16 protein-coding genes and 1 other RNA gene are annotated in these 16,524 nt (G+C 36.7%); 10 read left to right on the top strand and 7 right to left on the bottom strand.

The window, feature by feature from the left end; genetic code table 11:
• The first annotated feature begins 204 nt into the window (after window positions 1-204).
• From ACULEU_RS09675 to ACULEU_RS09660, 4 genes are read left to right on the top strand one after another with little or no spacing between them, the layout of a single operon-like run.
• Complete coding sequence (locus ACULEU_RS09675; RefSeq protein WP_445452386.1) at window positions 205-690, top strand: SixA phosphatase family protein; 486 nt, start codon at window positions 205-207, stop codon at window positions 688-690.
• Between the two features lies 1 nt (window position 691).
• On the top strand, window positions 692-2,812 hold the full coding sequence (ppk1, locus tag ACULEU_RS09670; RefSeq protein WP_445452385.1) for a polyphosphate kinase 1: 2,121 nt from the start codon (window positions 692-694) through the stop codon (window positions 2,810-2,812).
• 32 nt (window positions 2,813-2,844) lie between these two features.
• Window positions 2,845-3,735 (top strand): Ppx/GppA phosphatase family protein, encoded by an 891-nt coding sequence (locus ACULEU_RS09665; protein WP_445452384.1) that lies wholly within the window; start codon window positions 2,845-2,847, stop codon window positions 3,733-3,735.
• Between the two features lie 2 nt (window positions 3,736-3,737).
• Complete coding sequence (locus tag ACULEU_RS09660) at window positions 3,738-3,926, top strand: hypothetical protein (RefSeq protein WP_445452383.1); 189 nt, start codon at window positions 3,738-3,740, stop codon at window positions 3,924-3,926.
• On the opposite strand, the gene ACULEU_RS09655 is transcribed toward ACULEU_RS09660, so the two are convergent.
• The 3 genes from ACULEU_RS09655 to ACULEU_RS09645 form a co-directional block, all read right to left on the bottom strand.
• Window positions 3,927-4,343, bottom strand: a complete 417-nt coding sequence (locus tag ACULEU_RS09655; RefSeq protein WP_445452382.1) for a DNA polymerase III subunit gamma/tau — start codon at window positions 4,341-4,343, stop codon at window positions 3,927-3,929.
• 299 nt (window positions 4,344-4,642) lie between these two features.
• Window positions 4,643-5,725, bottom strand: a complete 1,083-nt coding sequence (dnaX, locus tag ACULEU_RS09650; RefSeq protein ID WP_445452381.1) for a DNA polymerase III subunit gamma/tau — start codon at window positions 5,723-5,725, stop codon at window positions 4,643-4,645.
• A 309-nt stretch (window positions 5,726-6,034) separates the two neighbouring features.
• Window positions 6,035-6,469 carry a hypothetical protein gene (locus ACULEU_RS09645; protein ID WP_445452380.1) on the bottom strand — a complete coding sequence of 145 codons (435 nt, stop codon included), beginning with the start codon at window positions 6,467-6,469 and terminating at the stop codon, window positions 6,035-6,037.
• A 90-nt stretch (window positions 6,470-6,559) separates the two neighbouring features.
• Between ACULEU_RS09645 and rnpB the strand changes: the two genes are divergently transcribed.
• Together rnpB and ACULEU_RS09635 are read left to right on the top strand one after the other, a co-directional pair.
• Window positions 6,560-6,879: RNase P RNA component class A (rnpB, locus tag ACULEU_RS09640), an RNA gene on the top strand.
• A 47-nt stretch (window positions 6,880-6,926) separates the two neighbouring features.
• Window positions 6,927-7,859 carry a T9SS type A sorting domain-containing protein gene (locus ACULEU_RS09635; protein WP_445452379.1) on the top strand — a complete coding sequence of 311 codons (933 nt, stop codon included), beginning with the start codon at window positions 6,927-6,929 and terminating at the stop codon, window positions 7,857-7,859.
• A 47-nt stretch (window positions 7,860-7,906) separates the two neighbouring features.
• Here the strand turns inward: ACULEU_RS09635 and ACULEU_RS09630 are convergent, their stop codons facing one another.
• Both ACULEU_RS09630 and ACULEU_RS09625 read right to left on the bottom strand, forming a co-directional pair.
• Complete coding sequence (locus ACULEU_RS09630; protein ID WP_445452378.1) at window positions 7,907-8,602, bottom strand: response regulator transcription factor; 696 nt, start codon at window positions 8,600-8,602, stop codon at window positions 7,907-7,909.
• 5 nt (window positions 8,603-8,607) lie between these two features.
• Window positions 8,608-9,966, bottom strand: coding sequence for a sensor histidine kinase (locus ACULEU_RS09625; protein ID WP_445452377.1), 1,359 nt, complete (start codon window positions 9,964-9,966; stop codon window positions 8,608-8,610).
• 123 nt (window positions 9,967-10,089) lie between these two features.
• On the opposite strand from ACULEU_RS09625, the gene ACULEU_RS09620 reads away from it, so the two are divergent.
• Entirely contained in the window at window positions 10,090-12,204 is a 2,115-nt protein-coding gene (locus tag ACULEU_RS09620) for an outer membrane beta-barrel protein (RefSeq protein WP_445452376.1), read from the top strand.
• Here the strand turns inward: ACULEU_RS09620 and ACULEU_RS09615 are convergent, their stop codons facing one another.
• Window positions 12,205-12,762 (bottom strand): RsmD family RNA methyltransferase, encoded by a 558-nt coding sequence (locus ACULEU_RS09615; protein ID WP_445452375.1) that lies wholly within the window; start codon window positions 12,760-12,762, stop codon window positions 12,205-12,207.
• A complete protein-coding gene (locus tag ACULEU_RS09610; RefSeq protein WP_445452374.1) occupies window positions 12,759-13,571 on the bottom strand; it encodes a DUF3822 family protein in 813 nt (270 codons plus the stop codon). The genes ACULEU_RS09615 and ACULEU_RS09610 overlap by 4 nt, the downstream gene beginning before the upstream one ends.
• Before the next feature lie 143 nt (window positions 13,572-13,714).
• On the opposite strand from ACULEU_RS09610, the gene ACULEU_RS09605 reads away from it, so the two are divergent.
• From ACULEU_RS09605 to kdsB, 3 genes are all read left to right on the top strand, one after another.
• Window positions 13,715-15,139: an ATP-dependent DNA helicase gene (locus tag ACULEU_RS09605; protein ID WP_445452373.1), complete on the top strand. Its 1,425-nt coding sequence runs from the start codon at window positions 13,715-13,717 to the stop codon at window positions 15,137-15,139.
• 46 nt (window positions 15,140-15,185) lie between these two features.
• A complete protein-coding gene (locus tag ACULEU_RS09600; protein ID WP_445452372.1) occupies window positions 15,186-15,674 on the top strand; it encodes a hypothetical protein in 489 nt (162 codons plus the stop codon).
• Between the two features lie 117 nt (window positions 15,675-15,791).
• Window positions 15,792-16,523 carry a 3-deoxy-manno-octulosonate cytidylyltransferase gene (kdsB, locus tag ACULEU_RS09595; protein WP_445452371.1) on the top strand — a complete coding sequence of 244 codons (732 nt, stop codon included), beginning with the start codon at window positions 15,792-15,794 and terminating at the stop codon, window positions 16,521-16,523.
• Window position 16,524 lies beyond the last annotated feature (1 nt).

Genomic DNA, 16,524 nt, shown 5'->3' with positions numbered 1-16,524 from the left:
TGATGTTTATAACATTTTTATTTTTAACATTTGTTTCTAATTTAAAAGAGTATTTATTTGTTCGGCATAAATCCACCTTAAATTTAAAAGAAAGCTCAACTCTGCTTTTTAACAGTAGGTTAATCTAGTAATATCATAATTACAGTTTCATAATACACATTAATAGCTTAATTTTATGCAGACAATTTTAAAGAGAGTCCATTTATGAAACAGTTACTATTAATCAGGCATGCCAAATCAAGCTGGGAAGCGCCATTGCGTGATTTTGATAGGCCTTTGACTAGCAGAGGAATACAAGATGCTCATTTGGTTTCATCTAATATCATCAATCAAATTCCAAAATCATATCTGCTTTGGTCTAGTGCCGCCAAACGTGCCTCTGAAACCGCTATGATTTTTGCCCAAAATATTGGATTCCCACTTGACAGTATCATTTTTAAACAGGAACTTTATACTTTTGATGAACAACAACTCGAGCAAATAATAAAATCGTGTCCCGATGAATTTGATCATTTAATCGTTTTCGGTCATAATGAGGCGATTACTAATTTTGTCAATAGTTTTGGTAATATTTTTGTCGACAATGTAGCTACTGCTGGATTTGTAAATATTATATTTGACCAACACAGTTGGAAGTTAATTCAAAATGGTGTCACGAAAAAGGTTGTTTTCCCCAGAGATTTAAATTAATATGAGCACAGAGAATACTTTTCGTTATATAGATAGAGAAAAAAGTTGGTTAGCATTTAATGCAAGAGTATTGCAAGAAGCTGCAGATGAATCAGTCCCATTATTGGAACGATTGCGTTTCATCGGAATTTTTTCTAATAATTTAGATGAATTTTTCCGAGTTAGATTCGCGGCGATTAGACGTCTAAGCTTGTCTGGCGCAACAGGAGAAAAGATATTAGGCGGAATTTCGGCGCAACAACTTGTGAAAGACATCACAGAAATAGTGATCAAACAACAGTCCGAAAGTCTAAAAGTACTACATAATATCGAAAAAGAGCTGGTCAAGAAAAACATCATCATCATCAATGAAAATGAAGTTACTGGTGAACATGAAAATTTTGTCAAAGATTTTTTTATCCAAAAAATAAGTCCTGAATTGGTTACAATCATTTTAAATGATTTGGCCGAATTTCCTTTACTTAAAGACACTTCTGGTTATTTAGCTATCAAATTAGTTATGAAATCAGAACCAAAATCTAGCTTATTGGGATTGGTAAAGAAAACAAAACCTGAGGTCCGTTACGCTGTAATTGAAATTCCGAAAAACACGAATCGAATCGTTGAACTCCCGGAAAAAGACGGTAAGCAATACTTGATACTTTTGGATGACATTATTCGCTATAATTTAAGTAGTATCTTCAATATTTTTGACTATCAAAGTATCTCGGCACACATGATCAAAATTACACGTGATGCCCAACTCGACATCGATAGTGATATGAGTAAAAGTATGCTCGAAAAAATAGCCACATCTGTAAAAGAAAGACGAATAGGTGAACCCGTACGTTTTGTTTTTGACAAAAACATCGAGAAAGATACCCTCAAATTTTTCCTCTCTAAAATGGGGATTGACGCTTCAGATAGTATCATTCCGGGAGGAAGATATCACAACAGACGCGATTATATGAGTTTCCCAAATCTAGGAAGACACGATTTGTTATATCCACCAAGAGTGCCTCTTCCGGTCGAAGGATTGTCGCTCGATGGTAGTCTTTTAAATAAAATTGCAAAAAAAGATTATTTAATAAACGCACCATTTCAGTCTTTTTCATATTTGATAAAATTTCTAAGAGAAGCGGCTCTTGACCCTAAAGTTACGACCATAAAAATAACCTTATACCGACTTGCGAAAAATTCCCAAATCGTGAGTTCTCTTATCAATGCTGCTAAAAATGGTAAAAAAGTAACGGTGCAAATTGAGCTACAAGCACGCTTTGATGAAGCTAGTAATATTTCCTATGCCGAACAAATGCAACAGGAAGGAATCGAACTTATTTTTGGGATAAAAGGTTTGAAAGTACACAGCAAAATATGTGTGATAGACCGAATGGAAAATGACAAATTAAAGCGCTATGGCTTTATTTCTACGGGAAATTTCAACGAAACCACGGCCAAAATTTATACCGATTTAACTCTTTTTACAAGCCATCAACAGATATTGAAAGATGTCTCTAAAATCTTTGATTTCTTTGATGTCAATTACAGAATTCATCGCTACAAACATTTGATTGTATCGCCACACTATACACGTTCCAAGTTTTATAAACTCATTGACCGAGAAATTAACAATGCCATTATGGGTCGTCCTGCTTACATCAATCTGAAAATGAACAGTCTTTCAGATTATCCTATTATCGATAAATTGTATGAAGCAAGCAATGCCGGTGTTAAAATAAAATTGCAGGTAAGAGGAATTTGTTCACTAATTCCCGGCGTAAAAGGAATGAGTGAAAATATCGAAGCTGTAAGCATCGTTGATTACTTTTTAGAACACACTCGTTCTTATATCTTTTGCAATAATGAAGAACCCGAAGTTTACATTTCTTCAGCCGATTTTATGACGCGAAATCTTGACGGAAGAGTAGAAGTTACTTGTCCGATTTATGATGAAGACATCAAAAAACAAATCATTGATACTTTTGAGGTAGGTTGGAAAGGAAATGTAAAAGCAAGGTATCATTCCGAAAAATTCGAAAATAACTATCGTGTTCGTGAATCTGATGAAGCTATTTTCCGTGCCCAACATGAAACGTATAATTACTATCGCGATCGATTGGAAAAGGGACAAAACATCAACTAATGGCTAATGCCTAATTACTATTGCCTCAAGAAATGATTTCAATTAAAAAATATGCTGCTATCGATATTGGTTCCAATGCCATGCGATTGCTCATTACCAATATTGTAGAACAACAAGATAAAGAAACCCAATTCAATAAAAGTGCCTTAATTAGGGTGCCCATTCGTTTGGGTCAGGATGCGTTCACAGTGGGAGAAATCTCTGAGGAGAATATTGACAGAATGGTAGATGCTATGAAAGCCTTCAAATTATTAATGAAGGTTTATAAAGTAGAGCGATACAAAGCCTGCGCCACATCTGCTATGCGGGAAGCTTATAACGGAAAAGAAGTAACCAATATCATCAGAGAAAAATGCGATATCGATATTGATATCATTGACGGTAAAATTGAAGCCACCATTATTGCTTCTTCTGATTTGCATGATTTTCTTAAAACCGATAAAACCTATCTTTATGTGGACGTTGGTGGTGGAAGTACCGAGTTTTCGTTGTTTACCGATGGTAAAATGATAACATCCAAATCGTTCAAAATAGGAACGGTTCGCATGCTGAATAATATGGTTAGCGATATCGTTTGGGAAGAAATTGAGAAATGGATTAAAACCCACACCGAAGCATTTGACGAAGTTATACTTATCGGTTCCGGTGGAAATATTAATAAGCTGTTCAAACTTTCCGGCAAGTTGCAAGACAAGCCGTTGTCTTACTTGTATTTAAATTCACAATATCAATATTTAAGCTCACTGACATACGAACAACGTATCGCCGAATTAGCACTGAACACCGACCGTGCCGACGTAATTATTCCGGCCACAAAAGTGTATCTAAACGCTATGAAATGGAGTGGAGCGCGTCAATTATTTGTGCCAAAAATTGGTTTGGCAGACGGTATCGTCAAAGCTATGTATCAGGGAAAATTATAATTATGAAAACATTTAAAATCGTTGGCCTTATTGCTTGTATCTTACTATTGGGATATCATATTTTCAGCTTAGACTATCAGGATTTGCGTTTCAAAACGAACAAATTCCATTATATGCAAATTGTTGCGATGTCATTGATTGCGATGACCTTCTTATTAGGAATCAATAAAGATCGCAAGAATAAAGAGTAATTACTCATTCACATCCAATCCAAAAAGAGAACGCATCAGCTCCAAATTCGGATTCAGTTCAACCAAGCGGTTATATTTATCCTGATTGGTGTAGGCTTTTTTAACTACTAATGTTTCATTCACTTTCACTATAATCTGAATGTCATGGTTGTGCAATTTCCCACGGAGATATCCCAAAAGCTCGGGACGTTCTTTTTCAAAATCAATTTTCGAACTTTCATTCGGTAATTCGTGGATGATTGTTGTGCCGTCAAGCGTCGGGTCGTTGATGGTCAAAAGCGATGCAATGATGCGGTAGCCTTTGTCTTCCATTCGCTGCGCATACTTAAGCCACTGTTCCAGCATTTCGGTTTCCGTGAAAGATTCACTCGGCAAATGCACTACTTCTTTTACCGTCGACTTAATGTTTTCAGCCATTTCCTTCTTGGCTCTAATACTGGCAAGTGATAAAGCGGAGACCTTTGGTTGTTGGTTGTTGGTTGTCGGTTGTCGGTTGTCGGTTGCCGGTTGTTGGTTGTTGGTTGCCGGTAGTTGGTTGTCGATTGTCGGTTGTCGGTTGTCGGTTGTTGGTTGTCGGTTGTCGGTTGTGTTTTCCGTTTTCTGAATTTCTTCTGCTAATGGCTTTTGGCTAATGACTTTTGCCTCTTGATCAATTGTTTGTGGCTGCTTGACTTCAGTAATTGAAAAGTCATTTCTACGGTAATATGTAGGTGGAATTATGAAGTCAGCTTTTTTTTTTCTCCATCAAAAGTGATAGAGGCAAGCTGCATTAAGGTAAGTTCTACCAAAAGACGTTGGTTTTGGGAAACCTTATATTTCAAATCGCAGTCGTTGGCAAGGTCAATTCCTTTTAATAAAAAGTCTTGCGCTGCTTTTTGCGATTGTTGTCCGTATAAGTGTTGCGCGGCTTCACCCATTTCTAATAAAGGTAATGTAGCTGGGTTTTTAGCAACCAATAAATCTCTGAAGTGCGATGCTAATCCGGCAATAAAATGATGTCCGTCAAAACCTTTCGATAAAATATCGTTGTAGGCTAATAACAATTCTGGAATCTTGTTTTCCAAAATCAATTCGGTTACATGGATGTATGTCTCATAATCCAACACGTTTAAGTTCTCGGTTACGGCCTGACGCGTTAAGTTATTCCCGCAATACGAAACTACTCGGTCAAATATAGATAACGCATCACGCATTGCTCCGTCTGCTTTTTGGGCAATAATGTGCAAAGCATCATCTTCAAATACCACGCCCTGACTTTTAGCTACTTCGGCCAAATGCTCTTTAGCATCTTTAACGGTAATACGTTTGAAGTCGAATATTTGACAACGCGACAAAATAGTCGGAATGATTTTGTGTTTTTCGGTCGTAGCCAAAATAAATATGGCGTGTTTTGGCGGTTCTTCCAATGTTTTCAAAAAAGCATTGAAAGCGGCCGAAGACAACATGTGCACCTCGTCAATGATATACACTTTATACTGACCGGTTTGTGGCGGAATCCGAACTTGGTCAATTAAGTTCCGGATATCATCTACTGAATTGTTCGAAGCGGCATCCAATTCAAATACATTGAACGCAAAATCTTCAAAAGGATCGTCATAACCAGGTTGATTGATTTTACGGGCTAAAATTCGAGCACATGTTGTTTTTCCAACACCTCTTGGACCCGTGAATAATAGGGCAGAAGCCAGGTGATTGCTTTCTATGGCGTTGAGTAACGTATTGGTAATAGCCTGTTGCCCCACAACGTCTTTAAACGTTTGCGGACGATACTTACGGGCTGATACGACAAATTGTTCCATAGATTTTTATTGGATTACAAATATAGAATAATAGTTGATTGGGTTATTTGGCAATTCGGTTATTTGGCGTTTTTTTACTAACAATTATAAAGAGAATGGTTAATAAAACGAGAAGCAAATGTATTTAAGATTTTAGATCAAAGACATAAGATTGCAAACGCCATCCTTAGCCCCGATGAGAGCAGGCTACCGTGTAGCGCGGACAGCGGGAGCAGTGTTCCCGAAAACAGAAGTAGTGCTGCTCCTTGATTAAAAAATAGGTTAGAACAGCTTTCGTCTTGTTCAAGTGAATGAGTTTTAAGCAATCAATTACAAATGATCAATCAGTTTGATGTCTTTTTGAGATTCATTTTCTGATGCTGGTGTAGCTTCTGCGCTGGGTTCCGGATTCATTTCGGGATGTTCTTCGGGATCTTTTTTGTTTCGGATGCTTAACTCGTTTAATACCATCGCGGCACTTTTTTCGGTAAAAGCCGAAGCACCGGCGACAAAGACACCTTTTTCACCCGTACTTGATTCGATGCCGAATACCATGGCTTCATCGCCAGGATCGCTTTCGCCTTCGTAGCGATAAATATGTTGAATCGTAAAGTCGTCCGGACTGTTAATGATTCGTCCTTCCTGATTGTTAAAGTCGACGGTAAAACCTTTTTCTTTTAACTCTTCTAGTGCGACTGAAACGGTGGCGTAGTGGTACATATGTGGATCCATGATATAGTTGATTTTTTGTTTTTTGTTAACCATAAAACTACGTTTTAACTACTGTTTTGGGTTACAGCATTCCATCTGATTGTTGTAAAATTATAGCAAACCGCTATTTTGTTGTAAGTTTGCACCGCAGACCGCCTTATCGTTCTCGTCTTAAAAAACGAGAGAGGAAAGTCCGGACACCAAAGAGTAGCATAGCGGGTAACGCCCGTCTCTCGTCTTTTGGGACGAGAAGGACAAGTGCAACAGAAAGTATGTACAGGTAAGGCTGTAGTGAAACCAGGTAAACTCTATGCGGTGAAATTCCAAGTATATCGGCATCTAAGGATTACTCGTCCGTTGCCGAAGGGTAGGAAGCTTGATCTCGGTGGTAACAACGAGGCTAGATAAATGATAAGGGTTCGCTTCGGCGAATACAGAATCCGGCTTACAGGTCTGCTTTTTTTATTAGAAATTAGATTACAGTTTAAATAAATATTATAAAGGTTCAATTATGAAAAAATTATTACTCTTAGCTTTTGCTTTCATTAGTTGCAGTGTTATCGCGCAGCCATCAATTACTTCAACTAGTTTCAATTCGTATTCTGACGTTGGAGCATTATATTTTGCTACTTCTAGTTCAATTGGCTTCGGTTCAGCTGGTGCTAATCAAACATGGGATTTTTCAAGTTTAGTTTTAACGAATGATGGGAATTATTCCGGAGTTTCGGTTGCTACGGCACCTTATTCAAATGAATTTGCGAATGCCAATTTTTTTGTAAAAAATACTTATGTTGGATTTGAGGACATTTATGACATCTTCACTATTAATTCGGCTAAACTGGATATCTTGGGTTCAACGACAGATATTGGTACTTCTGAGATTTATACCAATCCGCGTACCGTTTATGTTTTCCCTTTTAATTACACCAATTCATTTTCAGATACTTATCAAATATTGGGAGAGTCACTTATTAGTACTACAATTACTTATGATAGCTACGGAACTTTGATAACTTCGTTTGGAACGTACCCCAATGTGGTTCGAATTAAAACAGTAGAAGGCGATAGTGTTTTTTACACATGGGCTATTGCAAATCCTTATAAGGAAATTGCTTTTGCTTCTACTGGTGATAATGGCGAGATTTATTTTGGTATTAAAAACAACTCTAATTTGGATTCCGATTTCAATCAGACGGCAAACAAATTTACTATTGCACCCAATCCTTTTTCAACGGATTTCAATATCAATTTCAGTAATGATTTGCAGGGAACCTACAGTTTAAATGTATACGATTTATTAGGAAATGCTATTATCCGTAACCAAAAAATGGAAGGAAGTTTTAATAACATATCTTTTCCTGAAGTAGCAAGTGGCTTATATTTGATGACCATTTCGGATCATCAAAATAATATTGTCTATACTCAAAAATTGGTTAAAAACTAGATCGTTTTTTTGATGTTTCGTTGATGATGTTGGTTGAATACTAACTACTAAGAATGTTGCTTTAGTTTAAACTCGAGTCCAATATTCCGAACGCTTTCTATTGAAATAGAAGCATCATCAGCGAAATATTTCCGTAGTCTACTGATGAAAACATCCATGCTTCGGCCCGAAAAATAATCGTCATTCTTCCAAACAGCTTGAAGTATTTGGTCGCGCTTTAGTAATTGATTTTTATTGTGGAACAGAAAGGTTATCAATGCGGCTTCCCTTTCGGTGAGTTGCTGTACTTTATGGCCCAACTTTAATTCCAAGCGATAGGTGTGAAAAAGATAATTACCAATCAGAATTTCGTTAGCATTAGCTGCGGTGATGTTGCTTTTGGAAGTTCTCTTGATAATGTTGTTAATCCTCAAAACCAGTTCATCGGCTTCAAAAGGTTTTATGATGTAATCGTCTGCACCCAGTTTTAGTCCTTTTATCTTGTCTTCACTCTGATTTCGCGCTGTAAGGAACAAAAACGGGACTTCGGGATTGTGGTTGATACATTTGTCGGCCAATGTAAATCCGTCTAGCTTGGGCATCATCACATCAAAAATGCAAAAATCAAAATCTTGGTTTTGGAATAACTGCCAGGCTTCTTCACCATCTTTGGCCCAATGCACTTCAAAAGCATGGATTTCCAGATAATGTTTTAGTACGTTAGCAAAATCAATATCATCTTCGGCTAAAAGTATTCTTTTCATGGCGATTAAACTGAGGGTAAACTGATGGTAAATGCACTACCTTTTCCCAATTCGCTAACGACTTTTATGGAGCCTTGGTGTGCTTTTATGATTTGGTCCACATAATACAGTCCGAGTCCTAGACCTTTGGTGTTGTGGATATTTCCTTGTTCTACGCGATAAAATTTTTCAAAAAGCAAGGGCTGTTTGGTTTTGGCAATCCCAATTCCGTCATCTTCAATACTAATATGAAATTGGTTGTTTTCTAAAGCCGTAATTAGCCTGATATTTTGACAGCCATATTTAACCGCATTTTCCAGAACATTATTGATAGCAGTTGTTAAATGAAATTTATCCAAAGAAATCGAAGTATCAATAGTTTGAAATACCTGTTGGATGTTGACGTTAGGATACGCCAGATTAAAATCAGAAATGATGGTTTTCAAAAGGGAATTCGCTTTAATTTTTTCTTTGCGCAAAGCAATTTCTTCAAAACCTATAGCATTGTTGAGTACTTGGTCAACGATATGTTGCAAACGAATATTTTGACGGTTCAGCGTATCCAATAGCTCATTGAATACAGGTTCGTTTTCTTTTATTTCATCACGTGCCAACATTTTAGAAGTAACACTTAAAGTAGTCAAGGGCGTTTTTAACTCGTGAGTAATGTTATTGATAAAATCGGTTTTGACATCGCTTACCTTTTTTTGTTGGATTAGAGCTTTGATGGCGATTACGAAAAGTGTTACCAAAACCAACATAGAAAGTAATGATAGTATCAAAATCACCGTCATTCTCCCTAAGATAATTTGCTCCCAGTTTTTTACTGAAACATACAAACAATCTTCCGTCAGTAATTTATAATTTCCATGGTCAAGTCCGCTGGAGGTTCCCACATAATTTCGGACTAAAAAAGCACCATCCAGTGAGGCTAGATTCCCATAAACTAAATTGTGAATAGATGGTTTTTCAGCAAAAAGGGTATCGCTTTTTGAAGTGTTGTCGTATACAATAAACTTATTGACTACAACGGCAAAGTCCACTTCATGGTCTTTGAATTCTTCTCTAAGTTTTAGTCGTAATCGATTGGTTAAAACTGTACGGTATTCGTTGTCCAATAAATCTTTTTTGACCTGATTTCGGTAATTCTTGTTGGTAATGAATTTCTCCGCGATACTTTTGTAAAGCAGCTCTTTTTTGAAGAAGATACTCGAATCTAGTTCGGTGTAACTGTTGGTGATGGTACCAATTTTATTCTTAACTTCGGTGTGAAACTGCGCTACTTTATAATCGAAGGTGGTTTTAACCAAATAGACCTGAATCGCGCAGAGCACGACTAACGCAAGTATAGAAAACCCGATAAGTAGATTTATTTTTTGTTTCATCGTTTACATTGATTTTTCAAAAGTAACAGAATTATAGCTAAAATAAACCTTTAACCGCGCATTAACCTTCAATTAACTTTCGCAACTAAATATTAGAAACATTTTTGTGGAAAATTATACTCCATGAAACTTTACAAAATGGCTTTAATAGCGATTCTATTGGTTAGTCAAGTAACCTTATCCCAAGAAAAAGAAAAAGAAAAGGAAAAAGAAAAGGAAAAACCTGAAGAACTAAAAGAAGTTGTGATAGAAAAAGAAACCAAAACGTTTACCTATAAAAACGGAAACATTAAGGTGGATGTTGCGAATTCTGTTTTCAATACTGCACCCAGTACGCTCGATTTATTAGCTAAGCTTCCTAAAATACAAATAACACCCGAAAAAGATGGTATTTCAGTCATTGGCAAAGGCACACCGCTATTGTATATCGACAATCAAAGTGTTGATATGAACGAGTTCAATGCGTTGGCTGTAGAAGATATAAAAACCATTGAAATCATTAATAATCCGTCTTCAAAATACGAAGCAAACGGAAGAGTAGTCATTCTAATAACTCGAAAGTTCAGTAAAAAGGAAGGCTATAAAGTCGTACTTTCAGAAAATGCATCTTTCAAGAGGTATTTTAATAATTATGCCGGAATCAACGCCAGTTTCAAAACCGGAAAACTGGAGTTCAAATCTAACTTTAACTACAATAACATTACGGTTTGGGAAAGCAATGGCAATGATTTGACGTTGCCCGATTATGATATTCGCTCCAATTATTTAGTGACGGCTGTTACCAAAAGACCTCAGTTTTTATATGGTGGCGGGCTTTTCTACAAAATCAATGAAGACGATTATCTGACTTTGAATTGCAGCCGAAAATCGCAAGATGATATTTTCGACATTACTACCAATACCTTCAACCAGGAACAGAGCACTATAAATTACATTAACACATTGAATAGAAATGATGAGTATCGAAATTTCACCAATGGGTTTTTGAACTACAACCATAAAATTACAAGCTTGGATGCTAACCTATTTTCAGGGTTTCAGTATTCTAATTTTAATCAACAAATGGCAAGTGTGATTTTTAATGATTATAATGATACGGGTGCTGAATTATCCCAACTACGCGATCAAAAGTTTCAGGTCGCTGTATTTTCAGGCAGAACCGATTTGGAGAAAAAGTTTAAAAATGAAATGAACTTAGAACTCGGAGCCTTGTATTTGGCTGCCGATGCGGATACGCATTTTACTATTGAAAATATAAATCCGGTCAGCACTACTAAATCGGATTATGACTATAAAGAAAAAAACATCGCTGCTTATTCACAGCTAAGCGGAAGTTTCAAAAAGTTTAATTTCATGGTTGGATTACGATCAGAAAATACAATCGTTAGAGGGAAGTATGCGTCAGAAAGTACTTTGACTATTGATAAAAATTACATTAACTTATTTCCAAAAGCGCAAGTCGGAATGACGATAGATAGCACCAATACCATAAGTATGAATTATGCTAAAAGTATTGTCCGACCCAATTTTTCATCCACGAGTCAGGTTTCGGCTTACATCAATCCTTATTTTGTTTGGGCGAATAATATTAATCTGAATCCAACCATCACAGATGAAATTTCTTTGGATTATGCCCATGATGACAAAACGGTGCGACTGACCTTTTTCAAGACAAAAAATCCGGTTTATTATGGAGCCAGTTATAGTGAGTCGCAAGAGGTGTTGACTTTTATGACCACTAATTTTGAACGAGAATCCGGAATTGCCTTAGAATTTATCCTTCCTTTCAAGTATAAATTTTGGTCGACAACCAATGTTGTGAATTTTGGCTATACTAAAATTGAGGACAGTGCAGCACTAACAATGGAAACAAAACCGTCTGTTTATATGTACACCAATCATCTTTTTAGTTTACCCAAAGAAATTGAAGTGTCACTTACTTGTTGGGGCTATACCAAGCAAAAGTTAGGGATTTTTGAAAGAAGTGGCTTGATAACTTTTGATGCCGCTGTTACCAAAAAGTTTTTCAAAGTCTTGGATTGTGCGTTAAGCTGGAGCGATATTTTCCGAATGATGAATTACAGAGCCGACTTTACGATTAATAATGTTGCGGCAAGAGGAATCTATTACACCGATTCCAGTGTGATTTCGTTATCCGTAAAATATTCTTTCGGAAAGATTAAGAAATCGGAATTTAAGGAAAGAAGTATCGACGAAAACTCGGGTAGAATTAATTAACTATTCTTCTTCTTTGTCTGATTCAAACTCAAAAAAACTAAACACCGAACCGCCGTAGTTTTTTTGGAACGAATAATTGGGCATGGTTTCAAGCTTGGTGTATTTGGAGTGCTCAACAACGAGCATTCCTTCTTCGTCTAACAATTCTTTTTCAAAGATAAGCTCGATGATTTTTTCGAACTCTTTTTGAGCCATTCCATAGGGAGGATCGGCAAAAATGATATCGTAGTTACCCGAATGTTTCCCCAGAAATGTAAACACATCGCTTTTGATAGCCGTGATGTCAAATTCAAATTCTTTTGCGGTTTTCTTGATAAAATTCACACAACCCATGTCGCCATCAATGCACAAAATAGGAGCCGAACCACGAGACGCAAATTCATAGCTGATGCTTCCGGTTCCGGCAAAAAGCTCTAAAACTTTCAGTTCCGGAAAATTAAAATGATTGTTCAGTACGTTAAAAACTGCTTCCTTACTCATGTCGGTTGTAGGACGCACAGGAAGGTTTTTGGGTGGTGCTATTCGGCGGCCTTTGTATTGGCCCGAGATGATTCTCATGATTGTAATAAAATAAAATGTTCTCGCTTTTCAGCTTCGGTCAAGGCGCCAAACATAAAGCTTGCATCAAAAAATTGCGTGTTACGAACGTATTTGTAGGCCATTTCATAGAGCGCATCACCTTCAGTAATCTTGCCCAAAAGCTCTAATTTGAAGCTTTCCGGATTCAGAAATAATTGTTCTGCGGTAAACAAAATATAGTAGATAAAATCTTCAGGCGTTTGGTATTCAAACGTATTGTAAAGCTGTAGTTTTTGGTTTTGAATCACTACAATTTCAAAATGAGTATTGCTTACATGGACAAACATCTTTCGTTCTTCATTGTTTTTAGACAAATCCAACAGCTTGTTTACCAATATAGTGTTAGCGTGTTTGTAATCAAAAGTACCAAACTGATCAATGAAATAGTTGTTCATATGCACATACGGAATGTACACATTGTTCATTTCGTAATTCGCTAATTCGTCAAAGGCAAAAAAATCAGTTTCAAAAACTTTGGTATTAAATTGCAGATAACTTCCCAAGTATTCTTCGTCAAAGAGTGGCGTAGGCACAAAAGTCGAAAGATTGTTGCTATGAATGATGGTTACTTCGTCATAGCTGGCTTTCAATTCCGGATGATTTTGAAAAGCGGCTGCAAACAAATCCTCAATTTTCGTCGTAACATTTACTTTGCCTAAATCAATTTTCTGCAACACTAAAGGCTTGTTCATCAAGGTGTCGAATGTAGCAAATGACAAACCGTTCAGCGAAACCTGAATGGCCAGTTTTTTATACATTTTATCGATAACACTTGAGTTCTGCCACATAATTGCAATGATTTACAGCGGACGACAAACTTACAAATTTATGCTGAACTTGTTTCAGTATCTACAATATAATATACCAAAAATGTACTATAAATAGAATCTGAACCACTATATTTGAAATCAATTTTAAGTACCATCTAAACATGACTTCCAGCCAATTTTACAGCGTTTTAAGAAAGCAGTTTCCGTTTCAACCCACTGTAAAGCAGGATATTTTTTTTCAAAAAATTGCCGATTTTCTGACCAACACAAATGCTGAAGAAATATTTGTACTGAAAGGCTATGCCGGAACCGGAAAAACAACCGTAATATCTACTATTGTTAACAATCTCGGCGCCGTCAATAAAAAGTATGTATTGTTAGCACCAACAGGGAGAGCGGCCAAAGTCATTGCCAATTATTCTAATAAAGCGGCCTTTACCATTCACAAAAAGATATATTATCCCAAAAAAGGAAAAGCAGGTGGCGTTTCGTTTACGATGAAGGAGAACAAACACACCAATACTGTTTTTATTGTAGATGAATCTTCCATGATTTCAGATGTTAACACCGAAGCTAAGTTGTATGAAAACGGTTCGTTGCTCGACGATTTGATTTCGTTTGTGTACAGTGGCAAAAATTGTAAAATGATTCTCTTAGGCGATACAGCGCAATTACCGCCTGTGCAGTTGGATGTGAGTCCGGCTTTAGATACCGAAAAACTTGCCTTGAACTACAATAAAGAAGTTTTTTCTATTGAACTGGATGAAGTCATGCGACAGGAAGAATATTCAGGGATTTTGTACAATGCAACCGAGTTGCGGGAACTTATGAAAAGCTCTTTTTTGGATGATTTTAAATTTAGTCTAAAAGGGTATAGTGATATTGTTCGGTTAACCGATGGTTTTGATATTCAGGACGCAATTCAATCGGCTTACAACAATTACAGTATCGAAGACACTTGCTTTATTGTGCGTTCCAATAAAAGAGCGAATCAATACAATCAACAAATTCGGACTAAGATTTTAGATAAAGAAAGCGACTTGTCGGTGGGCGATTATCTGATGGTGGTCAAAAACAATTATTTTTGGTTAAAAGAAACCGATGAAGCTGGATTTATTGCCAATGGCGATATCGTTGAAGTGATGGAAATCTTTGGTTTTAAGGAATTGTACGATTTCAAATTTGCCAAAGTTAAAATCAGAATGGTCGATTATCCCGATCAAAAGCCTTTTGAAACCATGCTTTTACTCAATACGATTACAAGTGAATCTCCGTCATTGACTTACGAAGAAAGCAATCATTTGTATCAGGAAGTACTAAAAGATTACGAAGGCGAAGCACAATACCGAAAGTTTCTCAAAGTCAAAAACAACGAATATTTCAATGCACTTCAGGTGAAGTTTTCGTATGCTATTACTTGTCATAAATCGCAAGGCGGGCAATGGAATACGGTTTTTATTGAGCAACCTTATTTGCCCAATGGTGTCGATTTAGATTATATTCGTTGGCTGTACACCGCGGTCACACGTGCCAAAGATAAATTGTATCTGATAGGCTTCAAAAATGAGAGTTTTGACGAACTTTAGATTTAATTTGTAACTTGTCCTATCAAAACTATAAAACCTTATAATTATGAAAAAAAGTCTCTTGCTACTTTTCGTTTTAACATCAGTTACAGCATTTTCACAAGTCAATTATGATACTATCAGTTTAAAAACGGATGAAGAGTGTCGTGAAGCCAATAAATATGCATTACATGCGGCTGATTATCTTCTAACAAATCCTTATAATAAGGATGATGTAAAGCGACTAAAATCGGTGCAGTTTATATCCAAATGGATGGAAGCAACACCCGATTTCACCTTTATATTTGACATCACGGTTTCGGAAAAAGTAGTGAAAGGCAACGAAGATTTATTGGGTTATTACATGGCTGGCATGACTAAATTTTGCTTAGAAAACGTAGAAAAATCAAAAAACGATGCCGTTGTTATGGTGAGCACAATCAAGATGTTATTGGCTTACTGCGAAAATCCGAAGAACAATCTCACTATGCCACCTGCGTTGCAAAAACTATCCGATGCCAATAAAAAAGGAGAGTTGATTAAAGCTTTGGAATAGCGATTCATCACCATCAATACTATAAACCTCGTTTTCAAAAACGGGGTTTTTTTTATAAAAATGTAGTTTTATTTTAGCCATCTCAGTAACTTAGCCACAGAAACTCAGAAGATCACTATGAAAATTATCGCCGTAATTCCTGCCCGTTATGCCTCCACACGCTTTCCTGCCAAACTAATGCAGGATTTGGGAGGCAAAACCGTGATACAACGCACCTATGAAGCAGCCCAAAACACTAACTTATTTGACGATGTTTTTGTGGTTACGGATTCTATTTTGATTTACGACGAAATCATCAATAACGGCGGTAAAGCCATTATGAGTATCAAGGAACACGAAAGTGGCAGTGACCGAATAGCAGAAGCAGTGGAACATCTGGAAGTAGATATTGTGGTGAATGTTCAAGGCGATGAGCCTTTTATCAATAAAGAACCTTTGGCAAAAGTCCTAGATATTTTCAGAAATGATTTTGACCATAAAATAGATTTAGCTTCGCTGATGTTTGAAATAAAAGATAAAACGGAAGTTGAAAATCCGAATAACGTCAAAGTGGTTACCGATCAAAATGGATTCGCCTTGTACTTCTCGCGTTCGGTGATTCCGTATCCGCGTGATGAACATGCTGGAGTTCGTTATATGAAGCACATCGGAATTTATGCGTTCCGCAAACAAGCCTTATTAGATTTTTATCGTTTGCCGATGCAATCACTTGAAGCTTCCGAAAAATTGGAACAACTTCGCTATTTAGAATTTGGCAAAAGAATCCGAATGGTAGAAACCAACCAAGGCAGCATCGGAATTGACACTCCGGAAGATTTGGAACAAGCGAGAAAATTGCTTTTAGAATAAT

This window comes from Flavobacterium sp. 25HG05S-40 (assembly GCF_052654735.1).
The sequence above is the reverse complement of the archived record's forward strand: the minus strand, read 5'-3'. Positions and strand labels throughout refer to the sequence as shown.

Bases quoted from the DNA above. Each gene is read 5' to 3' on its own strand.
- ACULEU_RS09675 (WP_445452386.1), top strand. From the start codon at position 205: ATGAAACAGTTACTATTAATCAGGCATGCCAAATCAAGCTGGGAAGCG.
- ppk1 (WP_445452385.1), top strand. From the start codon at position 692: ATGAGCACAGAGAATACTTTTCGTTATATAGATAGAGAAAAAAGTTGG.
- ACULEU_RS09665 (WP_445452384.1), top strand. From the start codon at position 2,845: ATGATTTCAATTAAAAAATATGCTGCTATCGATATTGGTTCCAATGCC.
- ACULEU_RS09660 (WP_445452383.1), top strand. From the start codon at position 3,738: ATGAAAACATTTAAAATCGTTGGCCTTATTGCTTGTATCTTACTATTG.
- ACULEU_RS09655 (WP_445452382.1), bottom strand. From the start codon at position 4,343: ATGGCTGAAAACATTAAGTCGACGGTAAAAGAAGTAGTGCATTTGCCG.
- dnaX (WP_445452381.1), bottom strand. From the start codon at position 5,725: ATGGAACAATTTGTCGTATCAGCCCGTAAGTATCGTCCGCAAACGTTT.
- ACULEU_RS09645 (WP_445452380.1), bottom strand. From the start codon at position 6,469: ATGGTTAACAAAAAACAAAAAATCAACTATATCATGGATCCACATATG.
- ACULEU_RS09635 (WP_445452379.1), top strand. From the start codon at position 6,927: ATGAAAAAATTATTACTCTTAGCTTTTGCTTTCATTAGTTGCAGTGTT.
- ACULEU_RS09630 (WP_445452378.1), bottom strand. From the start codon at position 8,602: ATGAAAAGAATACTTTTAGCCGAAGATGATATTGATTTTGCTAACGTA.
- ACULEU_RS09625 (WP_445452377.1), bottom strand. From the start codon at position 9,966: ATGAAACAAAAAATAAATCTACTTATCGGGTTTTCTATACTTGCGTTA.
- ACULEU_RS09620 (WP_445452376.1), top strand. From the start codon at position 10,090: ATGAAACTTTACAAAATGGCTTTAATAGCGATTCTATTGGTTAGTCAA.
- ACULEU_RS09615 (WP_445452375.1), bottom strand. From the start codon at position 12,762: ATGAGAATCATCTCGGGCCAATACAAAGGCCGCCGAATAGCACCACCC.
- ACULEU_RS09610 (WP_445452374.1), bottom strand. From the start codon at position 13,571: ATGTGGCAGAACTCAAGTGTTATCGATAAAATGTATAAAAAACTGGCC.
- ACULEU_RS09605 (WP_445452373.1), top strand. From the start codon at position 13,715: ATGACTTCCAGCCAATTTTACAGCGTTTTAAGAAAGCAGTTTCCGTTT.
- ACULEU_RS09600 (WP_445452372.1), top strand. From the start codon at position 15,186: ATGAAAAAAAGTCTCTTGCTACTTTTCGTTTTAACATCAGTTACAGCA.
- kdsB (WP_445452371.1), top strand. From the start codon at position 15,792: ATGAAAATTATCGCCGTAATTCCTGCCCGTTATGCCTCCACACGCTTT.